Genomic DNA, 16,650 nt, shown 5'->3' with positions numbered 1-16,650 from the left:
CTGCATGTCCCACGTCCCGGAGTCAGCCGCGCGCCGCGATATCGCCGCGCATGACGACTCGAGCACCGAGCCAGATCTGCCCCAGCCGGTTGCCGCACGCCCCACCGACGACTCCGTCGACCCCGACGGTGCCGCCGAGCGCCAGCGCCGCAGCCACGACCCTTACCAACCGCTGTAGACCGGAGGCCCCGCCCATGAGACTTACCGCCATAGTCACGTCGCTCGCCGTCATGGCCGGCCTGAGCATGGGTGCGCCGCTTCCGGCGGCCGCCACGCCGGATGATGCTGCCCCGGACGCCAAGATCGCCACCGACCTCAAGGACCGCTTCGACGAGGAGCCGGTCGCCGACTTCTGGATCACGTTCAGCGTCAACGCCGACCTGGCCCCCGCCAAGGAGATCACCGACTGGGACGAGCGCGGCCAGTTCGTCTACGACGCGCTCAAGAAGTCGGCCAAGGCCTCCGAGGCGGCTGTGGCCGCCGAGCTCGAGGCAGCGGGCGTGAAGTACACGTCCTATCCGCTCGTCAACGCGGTGCTCGTCAAGGGCGGCACGCAGGACCTCGCGCTCGACGTCGCCTCGGTGGGGCAGGTCGCCGAGATCCACGCGACACCCCAAGTCGCACTCGTCGAACCCGTCGACGAGGAGACGCCGACCGAGGAAGGCGTCCGCCCCGACGCCACCGTGGCCGGCGACGCGGGCGTCAACGCGTGGGGCGTGGACGCCATCCGCGCTCCCGAGGCCTGGGCGATGGGAGCCACTGGCGCAGGTATCACGGTGGCCAACCTCGACTCGGGCGTTCAGTTCGACCACCCGGCGCTGGTGTCCAAGTACCGGGGTGCCAAGGCGGACGGCACGTTCGACCACGACTACAACTGGATGGCCACCCGGAGCACCTGCTCCAACGCGCCGTGCGATGACAACGGTCACGGAACGCACACCATGGGCACGATGGTCGGTGACGACGGCACCGAGCACGTCGGCGTCGCCCCGGGCGCGAACTGGATCGCGACCGACGGCTGCTGCAGCAGCTCCGGCGCCGAGTCGCTGCTGGAGTCCGGCTGGTGGCTGCTCGCCCCCACCGACCTGCAGGGCAACAACCCGGATCCCTCCAAGCGCCCGCACATCATCAACAACTCGTGGGGTCAGGACACCGAGCACGACTTCCACAGCTTCTTCAACGCGATCGACGAGGCGTGGACGGCCGCAGGCATCTTCAGCGTCTGGTCGTCGGGCAACACCTCTCCGTTCGCGGCCTGTGACACCGTCTCCTCTCCGGGGGCGGCCCCGAGCGCCTACTCCGTCGGCGCCTACGACGTGAGCGGCAACCTGGCGTCCTTCTCGCGCAAGGGCGAGGGCGAGAACGGCCAGATCAAGCCTGAGATCTCCGCTCCGGGTGTGAGCGTGCGCTCGTCGTATCCGGGTAACCAGTACGTCGAGATGTCCGGCACGTCGATGGCCGCACCGCATGTCGCCGGCGCCATCGCGGACCTGTGGAGCTACGACCCGACGCTCATCGGCCAGGTCGACGAGACCCGCCGCCTGCTCGGCCAGTCGGCCGTCGACGTCGACGACACGTCGTGCGGCGGGACCGCCGGTTTCAACAACATGTATGGCGAGGGCCGGCTCGACCTCCCGCGCCTGCTCGAACTCGCGCCGCGTCAGGGCGGCACGCTGACCGGAGTGGTCACCGCGAACGGCGAGCCCGTCGTCGGCGCGGACGTGACGATCAGCGGACCGTTCACCCGCTCCGTCGGTACCGACGTGGAGGGCCGGTTCTCGGTCAACCTTCCCGTCGGCGACTACCGGCTGAGCTCGAAGGTCTTCGGGTATCTGCCCGCGACCGCCGACGTCTCGATCGCACTCGGTGAGGAGTCCTCCGTCGACCTCGCGCTCGCGGCCGCCCCGAGGCACGATATCCGCGGCACGGTGGTCGACGACGACGGCGAACCCGTCGCGAACGCGGATGTCTCGCTCAGAGGCACGCCGCTCACGCCTGTCCGCACGGACGCCGACGGTGCGTTCGCGCTCGCCGATGTGCCCGAGGGTCAGTACGGCGTCGCCGTCACGCCCAACGCATGCTTCTCGCCCACGTCCGTCCCGCTGACGGTCGCGGCTGAGAACGAGCGGCTGGAGATCGCGGTCGGGGTCATCGTCGACGAGGGCGGCTACAGCTGCGCCGTCACCGAGGGGGAGCACCTGCGCGGCACCGACCCCGTCGCCTTCACGGAGGGCGTCTGGGCGACGGTGGAGCTGCCGTTCCCGATCGCGCTCTACAACGGGAGCCACGACACGCTGGGCATCGGCCTGCGCGGTGTCATCTCGCCCGTCGACTCCACAGGACCGGGCTACGGCGGTGCCGGCGCCTTCCCGTTGGCGGTCGAGACCCCGGTCGAGTTCGCTCCGGGCGGTGGCGTGTTCACAGCGGCGACGAAGCTGGACGGCGAGGACGCGTTCGTCGTCGAGTACCGCGGCGCCAAGCTCTGGTCCTACCCCATCAGGTCGGACTACACCGAGCCGGTCGACTTCTCGGCGACGTTCACCCGCTCGGGCAAGATCGTCTTCGGATACGGCGACGGCATCGGCACCGACGACCCGGTGACGGGCGGCGCCCGCGCCATCACGGGCATCCAGGGCTGGGCCGGCGTGGACGGCATCCGGTTCTCCGACAACGCGCCGGTGCTCGAGGACGGGATGATCGTCACGTACGACCTGCCCGACTGGGGCTATCTCGATGCCACCGTCGTAGACAAGAACGACGGACTGCCGGTGTCCGGGGCGACGGTGTCGTTCACGGACGAGGACGGACTCGTGGAGCGCGTCACGACCAACGGGACGGGTGTGGTGCACCGTCAGCTTCCTGTCGCGGACTACACGATGACCGTCGAGGCGCCGAACTACGTCACCGGGTCGTACGACTTCACCCTCGACGAGCTCTACGCGAAGGCGAAGATCGACGCGCGCCTGACCACCGGCGCCGCCGACCTGAAGGCCGACGGTCTGGACGTCCTGATGGGGACGGACCAGAACGGGGTGGGCTCGCTCACGCTGACCAACACCGGCTCCGCCCCGCTCACGTACGATCTGGGCGAGGTCGAACGCCATCCCGAACTCGATGCTCCCCGCGCCACGACCCGCACGGGGACCGGGGCGGACAGCACGATCGACCTCACCGCCTGGAACGCCGGTGAGAGCGAGATGAAGCCCTCGAACGTCGACGGCGAGGTGCAGGCGTCCGCTGCCGCGGAGGAGACCGCGGCCGCCAAGGTCGGCGCGACGGCCGGCGGAGAGGTGATCACGCGCATCGAGATCCCGGGCACCATCGCGGAGAAGGAGCCCAGCGGTGTCGGCTACGACGGAGACGTGTGGATCCACGACTACGTCAAGCGGATCAACACCGCCTACACGGTGACGGGCAAGCCCACCGGCAAGGTGTTCGACGCGTCGTGGAACCCCGACTACCGGGCGTTCGACATGGCACTCGACACCGAGACGGGCGACATGTGCCAGATGGAGGACAGCCCCGACAGCTACATCCACTGCTTCGACCGGGAGACGGGTGAGAAGACCCGGGAGATCAAGGGCGACTGGTCGACGCTGCCCCTGACCGGACTGGCCTACAACCCCGCCGAGGACGTGTTCTACGTCGGCGGCCGGAGCAACGGCATGATCGGGACGGTCGCGGGCACGTCCCACGAGAACGCCGGCGCACTCCTGTCGTTCTGCGCCCCGCCGCTTCCGGAGATCATGGGCCTGGCCTACAACCAGGCGTCGGACACCCTCTGGTACACGGACCTCACCTCCAACCGCCCCACCCGCCTGCTGCAGGTCGACCCCGAGGACTGCTCGCTCGTGAACGCGTGGTGGTTCCCCGGCATGAAGGTGGGCGCGGGCGGGGGTCTCGAGACGGACTCGACCGGCGCGCTGTGGGCAGTCGACCAGATGAGCGACGAAGTCCTGCTCGTCGACGTCGAGGACGACCTGTTCACCGACCTGCCCTGGCTGTCGCTTTCTTCCAACGGTGGGACCCTCGCCCCGGGCGAGTCGACCACGGTCAAGGTCTCGATCACCTCGAAGGATCTTGACCCGGGCATGCGGGGGGCGAACATCGTCGTGCGGTCGGACTCCGGACGGCAGCCGAAGACCTACATCCCGGTGACGCTCACCACGAGCGCATACCAGGTGGCGGTCGAGGCCGGCGGACCCTCGTTCACCGATGCCACCGGCTTCACCTGGGCTGCCGACCAGGCGGCAGGCGAGGGTACGTGGGGCTTCCAGGGCAAGGACAAGGCGACGTCCACCCGCGCCTCGATCGCGGGCACCGAGGACGACGCTCTGTTCCAGTCGCAGCGCACCACGCCTGACAGCGAGCTGGTCTACACGTTCCCCGACGCGCCGAAGGGCACCTACAACGTCGACCTCGGGTTCGCAGAGACCGAGAAGGCGGACGCGGGCAAGCGGGTGTTCGACGTCCTCATCGACGGCGAACTGGCGCAGTACGCCTACGACGCGGCATCCGCCGTCGGCCCCGACGCGGCCGACTGGCACACCGCGGTCGTGCAGCACGAGGGCGGCCCGCTGACCGTCGAGTTGCGCGGCGCGAAGGGCCTGCGGGCTCCGAGCATCGCGGCGCTGCGCGTCACACTCGACCCGCGTGCGGCGGAGGCCGAGCCGGAGCCTCAGCCCGAGCAGCCGGAACCGGGCCCCGTGCCCGTGGCGCCGGCGGGCCGCTCGTACTCGATGCAGGTGACCGAGGGGCTCTACCGGCAGGGCACCACGGACTCCGAGTGGCACGGCGACGACCTCTGCGGCGTCCTCTGGTTCGACTCCAGCTTCGTGTTCCCGTTCTACGACACGGCCTGGGACGGCGTGTGCGTGACGACGAACGGATCGCTGGTGTTCGACCGGGCGAGCACCCAGGGGAACAACGCGGCGCTGCCGTCGTGGAGCCCGGTCGACGCCATCTATCCGCTGTGGGACGACCTGCTCGTCGACGACGAGGCCGGCATCTACTTCGGGAAGACGGAGGTGGACGGCATCGCCGCCGAGGTCATCGAGTGGCGCAATGCCACCTTCTACAGCGACCGGACAGCCAGGGTGAGCTTCTCCGTCACCCTGATCGCGGACGGCCGGATCCAGATCGGGTACGGCGACGGCGTCGGCGGTGAGGAGCCCCTCACCCGGGGTTCGTCGGCGACCGTCGGCGTGGAGAGCCTGACGCGCAATCCCGCGAGTCAGTACTCCTTCAACGAGCCGGTGCTGACAGAAGGGCTGGGGCTGGAGTACACGCTCCCGGCATCGGGCACGATCGAGGGGACAGTCACCGACAAGAACGACGGCATGCCGATCGCCGGTGCCCTCATCACGCTGCACGGGCCGGCCGGCGACCGGGTCATCACGGCCGACGAGCTGGGCAGGTGGAAGGCTCAGGCGCTGGTGGGCGAGAACACCGTGGAGGTCTGGGCGCCGAACTACGTCACGGCCGGCCAGCCGGTGACCATCGCCGAGAAGGACCAGGCCGAGGTGGTCGACACCGCCCTGACCACCGGCATCGCGACGGTCACCCGGGGCGACCTCGATTGGCTGCTCGGCCAGGGCCGGACGGCGACGGCCGACGTCACCGTCACGAACACGGGCTCCGCCCCGCTCCAGGTCGAGCTGAGCGAGCAGGGGCGCACCGACGACGGCGGGCACGAGGCCGCCGACCTGCCGTGGCTGACCCTCACGGGCAAGGCCGCGGGCGCCACGGTCGAGCTCGGGGTCGGCGAGTCGACCACGGTCACCGCGAAGGTCGACAACGCCGGCGTCGCGCCCGGCGTGCTCGTCGGGGACGTGCTCGTCGCGTCCAACGCCGGCAAGGACGGGTCGCAGTTCCAGCCCGTGCGAATGGCGACCTCTGCCTACTGGCTGGGTGTCGACGCCGGCGGGTCCGGGTTCGTCGGGGCGGACGGCTTCGTCTGGTCGCCCGACCGCGGGCTGGGCTCGGAGTCGTGGGGGTACGTCGGCGGTGCCGAGCGCAGCACCAAGGCCGACATCGGCGGCACCGACGACGACGACTTGTACCGCACCCAGCGGGCGGGCAAGACGTTCAGCTACGTCTTCAAGGACGTCCCTGCCGGGACGTACCGGATCGGGCTCGACTTCGCGGAGATCGACAAGGTCAAGGCGGGCATGCGGGCGTTCGACGTCCTGGTGAACGGAAACCCCGTCCTCCACGATCACGACGTCCAGGCCACCGTGGGGGCGCTCACGGCGGACGCGCAGGAGGTTACCGTCGAGCACGCCGGTGGCGATCTGACGATCGATTTCCGCGGCGAGATCAGCGAGCGCGATCCGATCCTGAATGCGGTCAGCGTGCGCGAGGACCCGCGCCTCTGACCTCGTGATGGGCCTTCGGCCCGTGTCGGAGCCTCCCCCGGTCGTGAACCGCCCGGGGGAGGCTCCGTCGCGACCGGGCACCCGGTCACCGTCTGCTCGCACGCCGGAACGCCCAGTCGGGCAGGTGCCCGGCACTCACGAACGAGAGGACGATCTGCGACAGACCGTGTTCGGCCTCGATCCGGCAGGCGCGCTCGGCGTATGCCGCAGCATGGGTCGAGCGCCCGAGCGCCCATGACAGCCAGGCGCACATGGCGAGGGCGCCCGGCTGCGACGCGCGCGGCGAGAGGGCGGCGGCGTGCCGCGACAGGGCGAGCGCCGCCTCGAGCCGTGACACCTGCGGCTGCTCGCCCTCGCCCCACATGCGCATCGCGAGGTGCGCCGGATACTCCTCGCCGGCCTCCCAGCGCAGCTGTGCGTCGAACGCCTCGTCGCCCTGGGCAAGGTTGCCGCTCCACTGCACGAGCGCGACGTCCCGCAATGCGGGGCGTGCGAGGCACCACACCAGAGCCGCCATGCCGTACACATCTCCGGCTTCGAGCTGCCCGGAGAGGGCGTCTTCGAAGAACTGCGGCAGGTCGTCCAGCCGGCAGACCGTCGCGAGCGCCTGCGGGTCGACGCGCGACGACGCATCGCTGTCGGATGCCTCGTGCTCGGCGGCCCCCGACACCGGAGCCGGAACGGGTCCGAGGTCGCTCGCCCCGGTGCGCGGTGCGGCGCTGCTGGCCGCACCACTCGCCGTTCGGGCGACCGGCCGCCCGAACGAGTCCCGATCGTAGGCCGGCGTCGCGGAAGCCCGTGGCGCCGCGGAAGACCCGTCGCGATGGGGTGCGGCCGGGCGCGGCCGCCGCACTGATCGACCCGAGCCGCCCGCGCCGGCATCCGGCCCACACAGCACCGTGACTGCGTCGCCCAGAGCGGTCATGGCCTTCGCCACGTGCGCCCGTTCCTCGGCCGAGCACGCGGGGAGTTCGGCGCCGGTGGCCTGGTCGCCGTCCGGCGCGGGGACGTCTTCCGAGCCGGCCCAGGTCAACTCATCGAGGGGCCGGCCGGCCGCCGGACGGTCCTCGTCCAGGAACGACGCCCATCCGTCGGCGGCGACGCACAGCAGGTCGGTGACGCGCAGCCCGCACGCGTCGGCGCGGCGCTCGAGCGCGGCGAAGAGCTCGAGGTGCGGCATCCGTGCCTCGTCGTGGAACCGTGCGTCCGTGTACGCGATCGCGGCGATGGCATCGGCCTCCGGCAGGCGGCAGGCCATGCCGGTCACGGTCGCCGCGGTGCGGTCGAGGGATTCGCCGTCGCCCTCGGGCAGGTCGAAGCGCATCGCTCCGAGACTGCTTCCGCCATGGAACGGGATCACCACCAGACTGCGGGTCGGGTGGTAGCCCAGCATGCGCGGGACGACGGACAGGAACTGCGCGGCATCCGCGGCTTTGACGACGGTGGGGGTCATGGACGATGAGCCTCGCGGCGCGTGCAGCCGCACCGGAACCCCTGTGGATGGATCGGGCACGCATGGCTCCCGAAACGGTGCCTGGGGAGGAGAGGCGGGTCCCGCGTAACGGCGGACCTGGGAGGGAATGCGAGTCCCGCCCGACATGCCTGGGAAGGAGAGGCGGGTCCCGCGCGACCGCAGACCTGGGGAAGAGATGCGATTCCCGCGACAACCGGGACCTGGGGAGGAGCCGGCGGCGGAGGGATACCCGCACCGCGTATCCTGGAGACATGGATTACTGGGTCGCGGCGCTGTGGACGCTCCTGCCGACCGTCCTCGTGTCGCTGATCTTCTTCTTCGTGCTGCGCAGCATCGTCCGCGCGGACCGCACCGAGCGGCGGGTCTACGCGAAGATCCAGGCCGAAGAACGCGCCAAGCGCGGACTCCCTCCGGTCGCCCCCGGTCCTGCCGACGGCTGACGTTCACCGCTCTGCGCGCCGGCCCCCACGGCAACTGCGCGCCGGCCCCCACGGCAACTGCGCGCCGGCCCCCACGGCAACTGCGCGCCGACCCCCATCGCCCTGCGCGCCGACCCCATCGCAACTGCGCGGCGGCCTGCTGAGCCGCTGATTGGCCGGCGTCGGCCGCCGCCGCGACATCACCGCCTGCGCGGAGGCGTCGGTCGCCCCCGATAGTGTGAGCAGATCGCCGCCCTTCCGCTCCGTCCGACCCTGTCGAGAGGCACCGCTCGATGATCACCATCACGTTCGATGCGACGTGGTGGGTGGTGCTCGTCTTCGTCCTCGACCTCGTGATCCGTGTGGCGGCGATCATCATCGTCCCGCGCAACCGTCGCCCGACGGCGGCGATGGCGTGGCTGCTGGCGATCTACTTCATCCCGATCATCGGGGTGTTCCTGTTCCTGCTGATCGGCAACCCCCGGCTCCCGCGCAAGCGGCGGCGCAAGCAGGAGCGCATCAACGACTACATCCACGACACCAGCACGTCGCTCGACTTCGGCACGCTGCGGCCGCACGCGCCGGCCTGGTTCACGTCGCTGGTCACGCTGAACCGCAATCTCGGTGCCATGCCCCTCGCGGGCGACAATGCCGCACATCTGATCCCGGACTACCAGGAGAGCCTCGACGCGATGGCTGACGCCATCCGCCAGGCGGAGCGCTTCGTGCATGTCGAGTTCTACATCCTGCAGACGGATGCCGCGACCGACAACTTCTTCCGTGCGCTCGAGGAGGTCGCGGCCCGCGGTGTGACCGTGCGCGTGCTCCTCGATCACTGGGCGAACCGCGGCAAGCCGTTCTACAAGCGGACGCTCAGGCGCCTCACCGACATGGGCGCCGAGTGGCAGCTGATGCTGCCGGTGCAGCCGCTGCGCGGGAAGTACCAGCGTCCGGACCTGCGCAATCACCGCAAGCTCCTCGTGGTCGACGGCCGCGTCGCGTTCACCGGATCGCAGAACGTCACCGACTCGACCTACAACCTCCGCAAGAACATCAGGCGTGGCCTGCACTGGGTCGACCTCATGGCCCGGATCGAAGGCCCGGTCGTGGCATCCGTCAATGCCGTGTTCCTCAGCGACTGGTACAGCGAGACCGATGAGGTGCTCACCGAGCAGATCGACCTCTTCGATGTGACGAGCGGACCGGGCGACCTCGACTGCCAGATCGTGCCGTCGGGACCGGGGTTCGAATTCCAGAACAACCTCAAGCTGTTCGCCGGGCTGCTCTACGCCGCACAGCGCAAGATCATCGTGGTCAGCCCCTACTTCGTGCCCGACGAGGCGCTGCTGCTCGCGATCACGACGGCCTGTCAGCGCGGCATCCATGTCGAGCTCTTCGTGTCGGAGGAGGGCGATCAGGCGATCGTCTACCACGCACAGCGCAGCTACTACGAGGCGCTGCTGCGGGCGGGCGTCAAGATCTGGATGTACAAGAAGCCGTACATCCTGCACACCAAGAGCCTCACCATCGACGACGAGGTCGCGATCATCGGCTCGAGCAACATGGACATGCGCTCCTTCGGTCTCAACATGGAGATCTCGCTGTTCGTGCGGGGCGAGGAGTTCGTGCGCCAGATGCGGACCGTCGAAGACAGGTACCGCTCGCTCAGCCGCGAGCTCACGCTCGCAGAGTGGGAGAAGCAGCCGTTGCGCTCGACCGTGCTCGACAACCTCGCCCGGCTCACCTCCGCCCTGCAGTGAGGCATTCTCCCGGCGGATCGTGACAACTGCGTGACCGTCGGTACTGAGATTTCGGCGCCGGTTGCGACACCATAGGGATGACGGATGCCGCGGGGGATGGCATCCGAGAACCTCAGGAGGCCTCGCATGCCCGTCCGCTCCCGTTCACTCATCGTTGCTGCCGGAATCGCGCTCCTCGCCGCCGGCCTTCTGACAGCCTGTGCCACTCCCGCCGGTTCCGGTGGGACACCCTCGTCGTCCGCCACCACCCAGGGCGACGACAGCGACGAGCAGGAGGTCGGAGCGGCCTGGCTCGACGGCGGCCGCATGATCGGCATCGTCACGCAGGGCAGCTCCACGTGCGTGCCCACCGCCGAGGAGGCCACGTACTCGAACGGCGTGATGAAGGTCACCCTCGTGGAAGCGGCGGGAACCACGGCCTGCACGCGCGACCTCGTCCCGCGCGTCTCGCTCGTCGGGACCCCCGAGGGCGTCGACCCCGCCGACGGTGTCGAGATCGAGGTGACCACCGCGGAGGGCATGCACGGCGACACCGACCTCGAGGGCGTCCCGGATCTCGCCGTCGGCGGCGAGACCGACTACCTGCCGAGCGCCGGCTGGACCGACGTCGACGGCCAGTTCGTGATCCTGTCGTGGGGCTCGTCGACGTGCGCACCCGTGATCGAGAACACCGAGGCGACCGGCGCGAACGAGGTCACCGTGACGTTCGTCACGCCCCCCGCGAGCCAGGTCTGCACGATGGACATGGCGCCGCGCGGCGTCGTCACGGCGGTGAACGGCCTCGAGGACGAGGACGCCGATACCTTCGCGATCCTCACCGGTGCCGAGTTCGACAACGTCCGCATCCCGATCTACCCCAACTGACGCGTGTGATTCCGGATGCCGCGCCCCGCGGCATCCGGAACCAGTCAGTCAGCGCCCACCCGCGCGCCCGCCCGCGCTGCCCTTCTGCTCACCCGTCACGAAGTGTCGCACCGCACGGCACATCGTGACAGGTGAGGCGCTCCCTGCCCGCTGTCTCTCTGCTCGCCTGTCACGAACTGTCGAGGGAACGCGCACATAGCGACAGCCGAACCGGTCGCGGCGGGGTCCGCGGCGGTTCCTCCACCAGTGCAGGCGTGCTGGGCCCTATCCACAGAACTGGCCGGGCGGAGTGATGCCGGCGAGGTGGGGGTACACGCTCGTCGTGTGACGCGACCTCTTCCTGAGCACCTAGGGCCTCGCTTCTCCGTCCACCAGGCGAAGGCTGCCGGAGTAGCGAAGGGACGACTCCGCCGCGGCGATATGGACCGTCCATTCCATGGGGTGCGGGTTCTCCGCGAGGTCGCGCTGCCGGCGAGGCTCGAGACCGATCGCTGCGGGCGCCCTCTTGGCGATGCCGAGCGAGCGCATCTCGCTTCAGCCCTCGCATACGCTCCCCGGATGTCCGAGGGCGAGTTCTTCAGTCACATCACGGCTGCGGTCATTCTCGGAATTCCCCTCCCGTACCGGCTTGTCGCACGGTCGCTGTTGCACGTGTCGGTGTTCCATCCGCGACGACTCCCGCGAAGCACGGGCGTGCGAGGCCATGAGGCGAAGCCGTCACTGGTGGCCATGATGCGCGACGAGCGCACGGGCCTGCGCGTCGCGACGCCGGCGGCGACATGGGCGGGCCTCGGCGCATCTCTCGCGCACCCCTACTACCTTGTTGCAGCCGGAGATGCGATCGTCCGCACGTGGCGGGTGGGTTCACCTCTCGCCACGCTCGCGGATCTTCGGTCCGCGGTCTTCTCGGGCCGCAGGGTCGGCGTGATCGCGCTGAGGGAGGCGCTGCCGCGTGTGCGAGTGGATTCCGCGTCGCGCACCGAGACGTGGTTGCGCCTCGTTCTGGTCGATCACGGGTTGCCTGAACCCGAGCGGAACTACAAAGTGCACGTGGAGGGCATCTACCTGGGCTCTGTCGACCTCGCGTACCCCGCTCTCAAGGTCGCGATCGAGTACGAGGGTGAGCACCACCTTCTCGATCCAGAGCAGTGGGCGCGCGACATCGATCGATACGATGCGCTCCGCGCCGCGGGCTGGATCGTGCTCCAGGTCACGAAGACTGATCTGTTCGTTGAGCCCGGGCGGACCGCGCAGCGCGTACGCGCGGCCATCCGCCGTCGAAGCTGAACTGCGGTCGCGCGGGCTTCGTCCCCTCCTGCTCGCCTGTCGCGAGGTGCCGGGCGAGGCGACACCTTGTGACAGGTGAGCAGTCGCGTGCGCAGCCGCGGTCGTGAGGGGTGAGCGGGTGGCGCAGCGGATGCCGCGGGCCGCGGCATCCGGAATCACTCAGTCCGCGCGCACCAGGAGGTCGCCGATCTCGCAGTCGAGGGCGCGGCAGATCGCCGACAGCGTGGAGTAGCGGATGGCGCGGGCCCGGTCGTTCTTGAGGATCGACAGGTTCACCACCGATACCCCGACCAGCTCCGACAGGCGCGTGAGCGTCATGCCCCGCTCGAGCAGGAGCTCGTCGAGCCGGCAATGGACGCCGGAGGGTCCCTCGTCGTCGGCCGGGGTCATACGAGTCCGTCCGTGTCGCGCTGCAGGCGGATGCCTCGGCGGAACGCGAGCGCGATGAGGCCGAGCACCACCGCAGCGATCCAGATCGGGATCAACGACGCGGTGATCGCCCAGGAATTCGGCAGGAATTCGCCCAGGCCTGCCGCGGCGAGGACGCCGTTGCGTCCGAACGTGTCGAGGAAGTAGACGGCCAGCGCCCCGCCGAACATCGTCCAGCTCGCGGCGTCGAGCAGCCGCGGATTGGTCGGGTCGAAGAACCGCCCCCTGAGGAACCGCAGCGCCAGCGTTCCGAAGAGCGCGATCACCACGAGCCACACGGCCGCGCTCACGATGATCGACGCGCCGAGCGACACCGTGGAGACCACGTTGACGCCCGTGGCCAGCACATCTCCTTCCGTCACGCGCACCGTCGTCACCGGCAAGCCGTTCGCCGGTGCGAAGTCGGCCGGCACGCCGGCGAACGGCACCGCGACCGAGATCCCTTCGCGCGTGAACGTCTCGAACCACCGCACCACCGATGCCACCACCACGATCGCCGCGACCACGCCGGCCACCACGAGCGTCGAGATGATGTCGTTGCGCTCCTTGGTCGTCGTCTCGGGCATCAGACCAGCCCTTCCGTGTCGCGCTGGAGGCGCGCCCCGATGGCGAACGACCCGGCGACGAGCGCCAGCGCGAAGCCCCACCCGACGGGGGCGAGGTTCAGCTCCAGCAGGAAGGTCCCGAAGACGTCAGTCACCTCCGGCGAGGTCGCGGCGAGGGCGTCCACCAGGAACGCGCGGCCGAAGGCGCCGAGAACCTGCCCGAGCACTCCGCCGACCATGACCAGGACGGCGACCACACCGATCGCGGTCGACATCGCGCGGCGGAACGGCCGTGCCCGCATGAGCGAGACGCCCAGCCACCACGCGACGATGCAGACCCCGATCGTCGCGAGCGCGGGGAGGGCGAGCTCCATCCACAGCATCCAGCTGACCGCGCCCGGCAGTGCGCTGAACGTCACGTCGGCGGAGGCGTAAGTCGCGGCCGTGATCTCCGGAACGCCCGAGAGTTCGGGCACGTCGCCGCCGGCCACCGGCATGCGTACCGTCGGTGCGCTCCCGAAGATCGCGGAGGCACCGCGGACGATGGCCACCAGGGCCGCGACCGCGACGCTGATCGCACCCGTCGCGATGATGCCCAGGCTGAAGCCTTCGCCGAGCGAAACATGGGGGCGGGCGGTCGAGGACATGGGATTCACCTCTTCATATCGATAAACGTTGTTATCGAGAAACGATATGCCACACGAGCACCGCGGCGCAAGGCATCCCGCGCCCGAATGTCGTCGCGGCCGCGCTATGCCCACGGCGAACACGGCCGTACGCTCCCGACCGCGTCGTTACCCTCGATGTAAGGCGCAGTGGGCTCAGCAGACCCGCATCGCCCAGGAGGAGTGAATGATGTTCGAGAGATTCACGGACCGTGCCCGTCGTGTCGTCGTCCTCGCCCAAGAAGAGGCGAAGATGCTGAACCACAACTACATCGGCACCGAGCACATCCTGCTCGGTCTCATCCACGAGGGTGAGGGCGTCGCCGCCAAGGCCCTCGAGAGCCTCGGCATCTCGCTCGATGCCGTGCGCGAGCAGGTGCAGGACATCATCGGCCAGGGCCAGCAGCAGCCGACCGGCCACATCCCCTTCACGCCGCGTGCCAAGAAGGTGCTCGAGCTGTCGCTGCGCGAAGCGCTGCAGCTCGGCCACAACTACATCGGCACCGAGCACATCCTCCTCGGCCTCATCCGCGAGGGCGAGGGCGTCGCCGCCCAGGTTCTGGTGAAGCTCGGCGCCGACCTCAACAAGGTCCGCCAGCAGGTCATCCAGCTGCTGTCGGGCTACCAGGGCAAGGAGCCCGCCGGCGTCGCGAGCGGCGCGGGCGAGCAGACCCAGGGCACCACCCAGGGAGGTTCGCAGGTGCTCGATCAGTTCGGCCGCAACCTCACGCAGGCGGCGCGCGACAACAAGCTCGACCCGGTGATCGGGCGCGAGAAGGAGATCGAGCGCGTCATGCAGATCCTGTCGCGCCGCTCCAAGAACAACCCCGTCCTCATCGGCGAGCCCGGTGTCGGCAAGACGGCCGTCGTCGAGGGCCTCGCCCAGGCGATCGTCAAGGGCGACGTGCCCGAGACGCTGAAGGACAAGCAGCTGTACTCGCTCGACCTCGGCTCGCTCATCGCCGGTTCCCGCTACCGCGGTGACTTCGAGGAGCGCCTGAAGAAGGTCACCAAGGAGATCCGCACGCGCGGCGACATCATCGTCTTCATCGACGAGATCCACACCCTGGTGGGTGCGGGTGCCGCCGAGGGTGCGATCGACGCCGCGTCGATCCTGAAGCCGCTCCTCGCCCGCGGAGAGCTGCAGACGATCGGTGCGACCACGCTCGACGAGTACCGCAAGCACTTCGAGAAGGATGCCGCGCTCGAGCGTCGCTTCCAGCCGATCCAGGTCGCCGAGCCGAGCCTGCCCCACGCGATCAACATCCTCAAGGGTCTGCGCGACCGCTACGAGGCGCACCACAAGGTGCAGATCACGGACGGCGCGATCGTCGCGGCGGCGAACCTGGCCGACCGCTACATCTCCGACCGCTTCCTGCCCGACAAGGCCATCGACCTGATCGATGAGGCCGGCGCCCGCCTGCGCCTGTCGATCCTGTCGAGCCCGCCCGAGCTGCGCGAGTTCGACGACAAGATCGCCAAGGTCCGTGAAGACAAGGAGCGCGCCTCCGAGGACCAGGACTTCGAGAAGGCCGCGGGCCTCCGCGACGAGGAGAAGTCGCTCCTCGCCGAGCGCCTGCGTCTCGAGAAGCAGTGGCGTTCGGGCGACGTCGCGACCCACGCGGTCGTCGACGAGGGCCTGATCGCCGAGGTGCTCGCCCAGGCCACCGGCATCCCGGTCTTCAAGCTGACCGAGGAGGAGTCGAGCCGTCTCGTCTTCATGGAGAAGGCGCTGCACCAGCGCGTCATCGGCCAGGAAGAGGCGATCGCCGCCCTGTCGAAGACCATCCGCCGCCAGCGCGCGGGCCTCAAGGACCCGAAGCGCCCGTCGGGCTCGTTCATCTTCGCCGGCCCCACGGGCGTCGGAAAGACCGAGCTGGCCAAGGCGCTCGCCGAGTTCCTCTTCGACGACGAGGCCGCCCTGATCGCCCTCGACATGTCGGAGTTCGGCGAGAAGCACACCGTCTCGCGCCTCTTCGGCGCCCCTCCCGGATTCGTCGGATTCGAAGAGGGCGGGCAGCTCACCGAGAAGGTGCGCCGCAAGCCGTTCTCGGTCGTGCTCTTCGACGAGATCGAGAAGGCCCACCCCGACATCTTCAACTCGCTCCTGCAGATCCTCGAAGAGGGTCGCCTGACCGACGGTCAGGGTCGCATGATCGACTTCAAGAACACGGTGATCATCATGACGACGAACCTCGGTTCGTCGGCGATCGCCGGGGGCCCGGTGGGCTTCCAGGTCGAGGGCAACGCCGGCACGACGTACGAGCGCATGAAGGGCAAGGTGAACGAGGAGCTCAAGCGCAACTTCAAGCCCGAGTTCCTGAACCGCGTCGACGACATCATCGTCTTCCCGCAGCTCGACAAGGATGAGCTGCGCCAGATCGTGGGTCTGTTCACCAAGCGCCTCGGCGAGCGTCTGCTCGACCGCGACATGACCATCGAGCTGTCGGATGCCGCGAAGGACAAGCTCATCGAGATCGGCTTCGATCCCGCACTCGGTGCCCGTCCGCTGCGTCGCGCCATGCAGCGCGAGGTCGAGGACCGCCTGTCGGAGAAGATCCTGCACGGCGAGCTCGATCCCGGCGACCACGTGAAGGTCGACGCGCAGAACGGCGAGTTCGTGTTCGAGCACGGCCCGCGCGGCGAGAAGGTCGCGGTGGGCGTCGTCCACAACGGCGAGATCTCCGCCACGCCGGATCTCGCGGCGAACGCGTAACCGGAATACGAAGAGCGGATGCCGCGGCCCAGCGCCGCGGCATCCGCTCTTCTGTGTCCGCTCGTTGTCGACCAGCCACGTGGTCGAGGATTCAGGAGACACGCCGAAGCCGGC

Annotated in this window: 11 protein-coding genes; 6 read left to right on the top strand and 5 right to left on the bottom strand. The window is 69.3% G+C overall.

What is annotated here, in order from left to right; genetic code table 11:
- Positions 1 to 22: 22 nt before the first annotated feature.
- Positions 23 to 157, bottom strand: coding sequence for a hypothetical protein (locus ACI3KY_RS00840; protein ID WP_404928300.1), 135 nt, complete (start codon positions 155 to 157; stop codon positions 23 to 25).
- Between the two features lie 37 nt (positions 158 to 194).
- Between ACI3KY_RS00840 and ACI3KY_RS00835 the strand changes: the two genes are divergently transcribed.
- A complete protein-coding gene (locus ACI3KY_RS00835) occupies positions 195 to 6,377 on the top strand; it encodes a S8 family serine peptidase (protein WP_404928299.1) in 6,183 nt (2,060 codons plus the stop codon).
- Positions 6,378 to 6,462: 85 nt separating this feature from the next.
- On the opposite strand, the gene ACI3KY_RS00830 is transcribed toward ACI3KY_RS00835, so the two are convergent.
- Positions 6,463 to 7,830, bottom strand: a complete 1,368-nt coding sequence (locus tag ACI3KY_RS00830; RefSeq protein WP_404928298.1) for a DUF4192 family protein — start codon at positions 7,828 to 7,830, stop codon at positions 6,463 to 6,465.
- Positions 7,831 to 8,102: 272 nt separating this feature from the next.
- On the opposite strand from ACI3KY_RS00830, the gene ACI3KY_RS00825 reads away from it, so the two are divergent.
- The 4 genes from ACI3KY_RS00825 (at position 8,103) to ACI3KY_RS00810 (ending at position 12,181) form a co-directional block, all read left to right on the top strand.
- The gene (locus ACI3KY_RS00825; protein ID WP_194414835.1) at positions 8,103 to 8,291 is read left to right on the top strand and encodes a hypothetical protein; all 189 of its coding nucleotides are present in this window, start codon (positions 8,103 to 8,105) and stop codon (positions 8,289 to 8,291) included.
- Positions 8,292 to 8,563: 272 nt separating this feature from the next.
- On the top strand, positions 8,564 to 10,030 hold the full coding sequence (cls, locus tag ACI3KY_RS00820; protein WP_404928297.1) for a cardiolipin synthase: 1,467 nt from the start codon (positions 8,564 to 8,566) through the stop codon (positions 10,028 to 10,030).
- A 126-nt stretch (positions 10,031 to 10,156) separates the two neighbouring features.
- Positions 10,157 to 10,894 carry a hypothetical protein gene (locus ACI3KY_RS00815; RefSeq protein WP_404928295.1) on the top strand — a complete coding sequence of 246 codons (738 nt, stop codon included), beginning with the start codon at positions 10,157 to 10,159 and terminating at the stop codon, positions 10,892 to 10,894.
- Positions 10,895 to 11,452: 558 nt separating this feature from the next.
- Complete coding sequence (locus ACI3KY_RS00810) at positions 11,453 to 12,181, top strand: endonuclease domain-containing protein (RefSeq protein ID WP_404928294.1); 729 nt, start codon at positions 11,453 to 11,455, stop codon at positions 12,179 to 12,181.
- 159 nt (positions 12,182 to 12,340) lie between these two features.
- Here ACI3KY_RS00810 and ACI3KY_RS00805 read toward each other — a convergent pair whose 3' ends face one another.
- From ACI3KY_RS00805 to ACI3KY_RS00795, 3 genes are read right to left on the bottom strand one after another with little or no spacing between them, the layout of a single operon-like run.
- Positions 12,341 to 12,571 carry a helix-turn-helix domain-containing protein gene (locus ACI3KY_RS00805; protein WP_404928293.1) on the bottom strand — a complete coding sequence of 77 codons (231 nt, stop codon included), beginning with the start codon at positions 12,569 to 12,571 and terminating at the stop codon, positions 12,341 to 12,343.
- Entirely contained in the window at positions 12,568 to 13,176 is a 609-nt protein-coding gene (locus ACI3KY_RS00800) for a hypothetical protein (protein ID WP_404928292.1), read from the bottom strand. The genes ACI3KY_RS00805 and ACI3KY_RS00800 overlap by 4 nt, the downstream gene beginning before the upstream one ends.
- On the bottom strand, positions 13,176 to 13,802 hold the full coding sequence (locus ACI3KY_RS00795) for a hypothetical protein (RefSeq protein WP_404928291.1): 627 nt from the start codon (positions 13,800 to 13,802) through the stop codon (positions 13,176 to 13,178). Before ACI3KY_RS00795 ends, ACI3KY_RS00800 begins: the two co-directional genes overlap by 1 nt.
- Positions 13,803 to 14,010: 208 nt before the next feature.
- Here ACI3KY_RS00795 and ACI3KY_RS00790 point away from each other — a divergent pair, with 208 nt between their 5' ends.
- A complete protein-coding gene (locus ACI3KY_RS00790) occupies positions 14,011 to 16,536 on the top strand; it encodes an ATP-dependent Clp protease ATP-binding subunit (protein WP_404928323.1) in 2,526 nt (841 codons plus the stop codon).
- The last annotated feature ends 114 nt before the right edge of the window (positions 16,537 to 16,650 follow it).

Source organism: Microbacterium sp. ZW T2_14 (assembly GCF_044987405.1).
Taxonomy (GTDB): domain Bacteria; phylum Actinomycetota; class Actinomycetes; order Actinomycetales; family Microbacteriaceae; genus Microbacterium.
This window is presented reverse-complemented; position numbering and strand designations above follow the sequence as displayed.

Excerpts from the sequence above, each read along its gene's own strand:
- cls (WP_404928297.1), top strand. The coding sequence starts at position 8,564 with ATGATCACCATCACGTTCGATGCGACGTGGTGGGTGGTGCTCGTCTTC.
- ACI3KY_RS00835 (WP_404928299.1), top strand. The coding sequence starts at position 195 with ATGAGACTTACCGCCATAGTCACGTCGCTCGCCGTCATGGCCGGCCTG.
- ACI3KY_RS00805 (WP_404928293.1), bottom strand. The coding sequence starts at position 12,571 with ATGACCCCGGCCGACGACGAGGGACCCTCCGGCGTCCATTGCCGGCTC.
- ACI3KY_RS00795 (WP_404928291.1), bottom strand. The coding sequence starts at position 13,802 with ATGTCCTCGACCGCCCGCCCCCATGTTTCGCTCGGCGAAGGCTTCAGC.
- ACI3KY_RS00810 (WP_404928294.1), top strand. The coding sequence starts at position 11,453 with ATGTCCGAGGGCGAGTTCTTCAGTCACATCACGGCTGCGGTCATTCTC.
- ACI3KY_RS00825 (WP_194414835.1), top strand. The coding sequence starts at position 8,103 with ATGGATTACTGGGTCGCGGCGCTGTGGACGCTCCTGCCGACCGTCCTC.
- ACI3KY_RS00830 (WP_404928298.1), bottom strand. The coding sequence starts at position 7,830 with ATGACCCCCACCGTCGTCAAAGCCGCGGATGCCGCGCAGTTCCTGTCC.
- ACI3KY_RS00800 (WP_404928292.1), bottom strand. The coding sequence starts at position 13,176 with ATGCCCGAGACGACGACCAAGGAGCGCAACGACATCATCTCGACGCTC.
- ACI3KY_RS00815 (WP_404928295.1), top strand. The coding sequence starts at position 10,157 with ATGCCCGTCCGCTCCCGTTCACTCATCGTTGCTGCCGGAATCGCGCTC.
- ACI3KY_RS00790 (WP_404928323.1), top strand. The coding sequence starts at position 14,011 with ATGTTCGAGAGATTCACGGACCGTGCCCGTCGTGTCGTCGTCCTCGCC.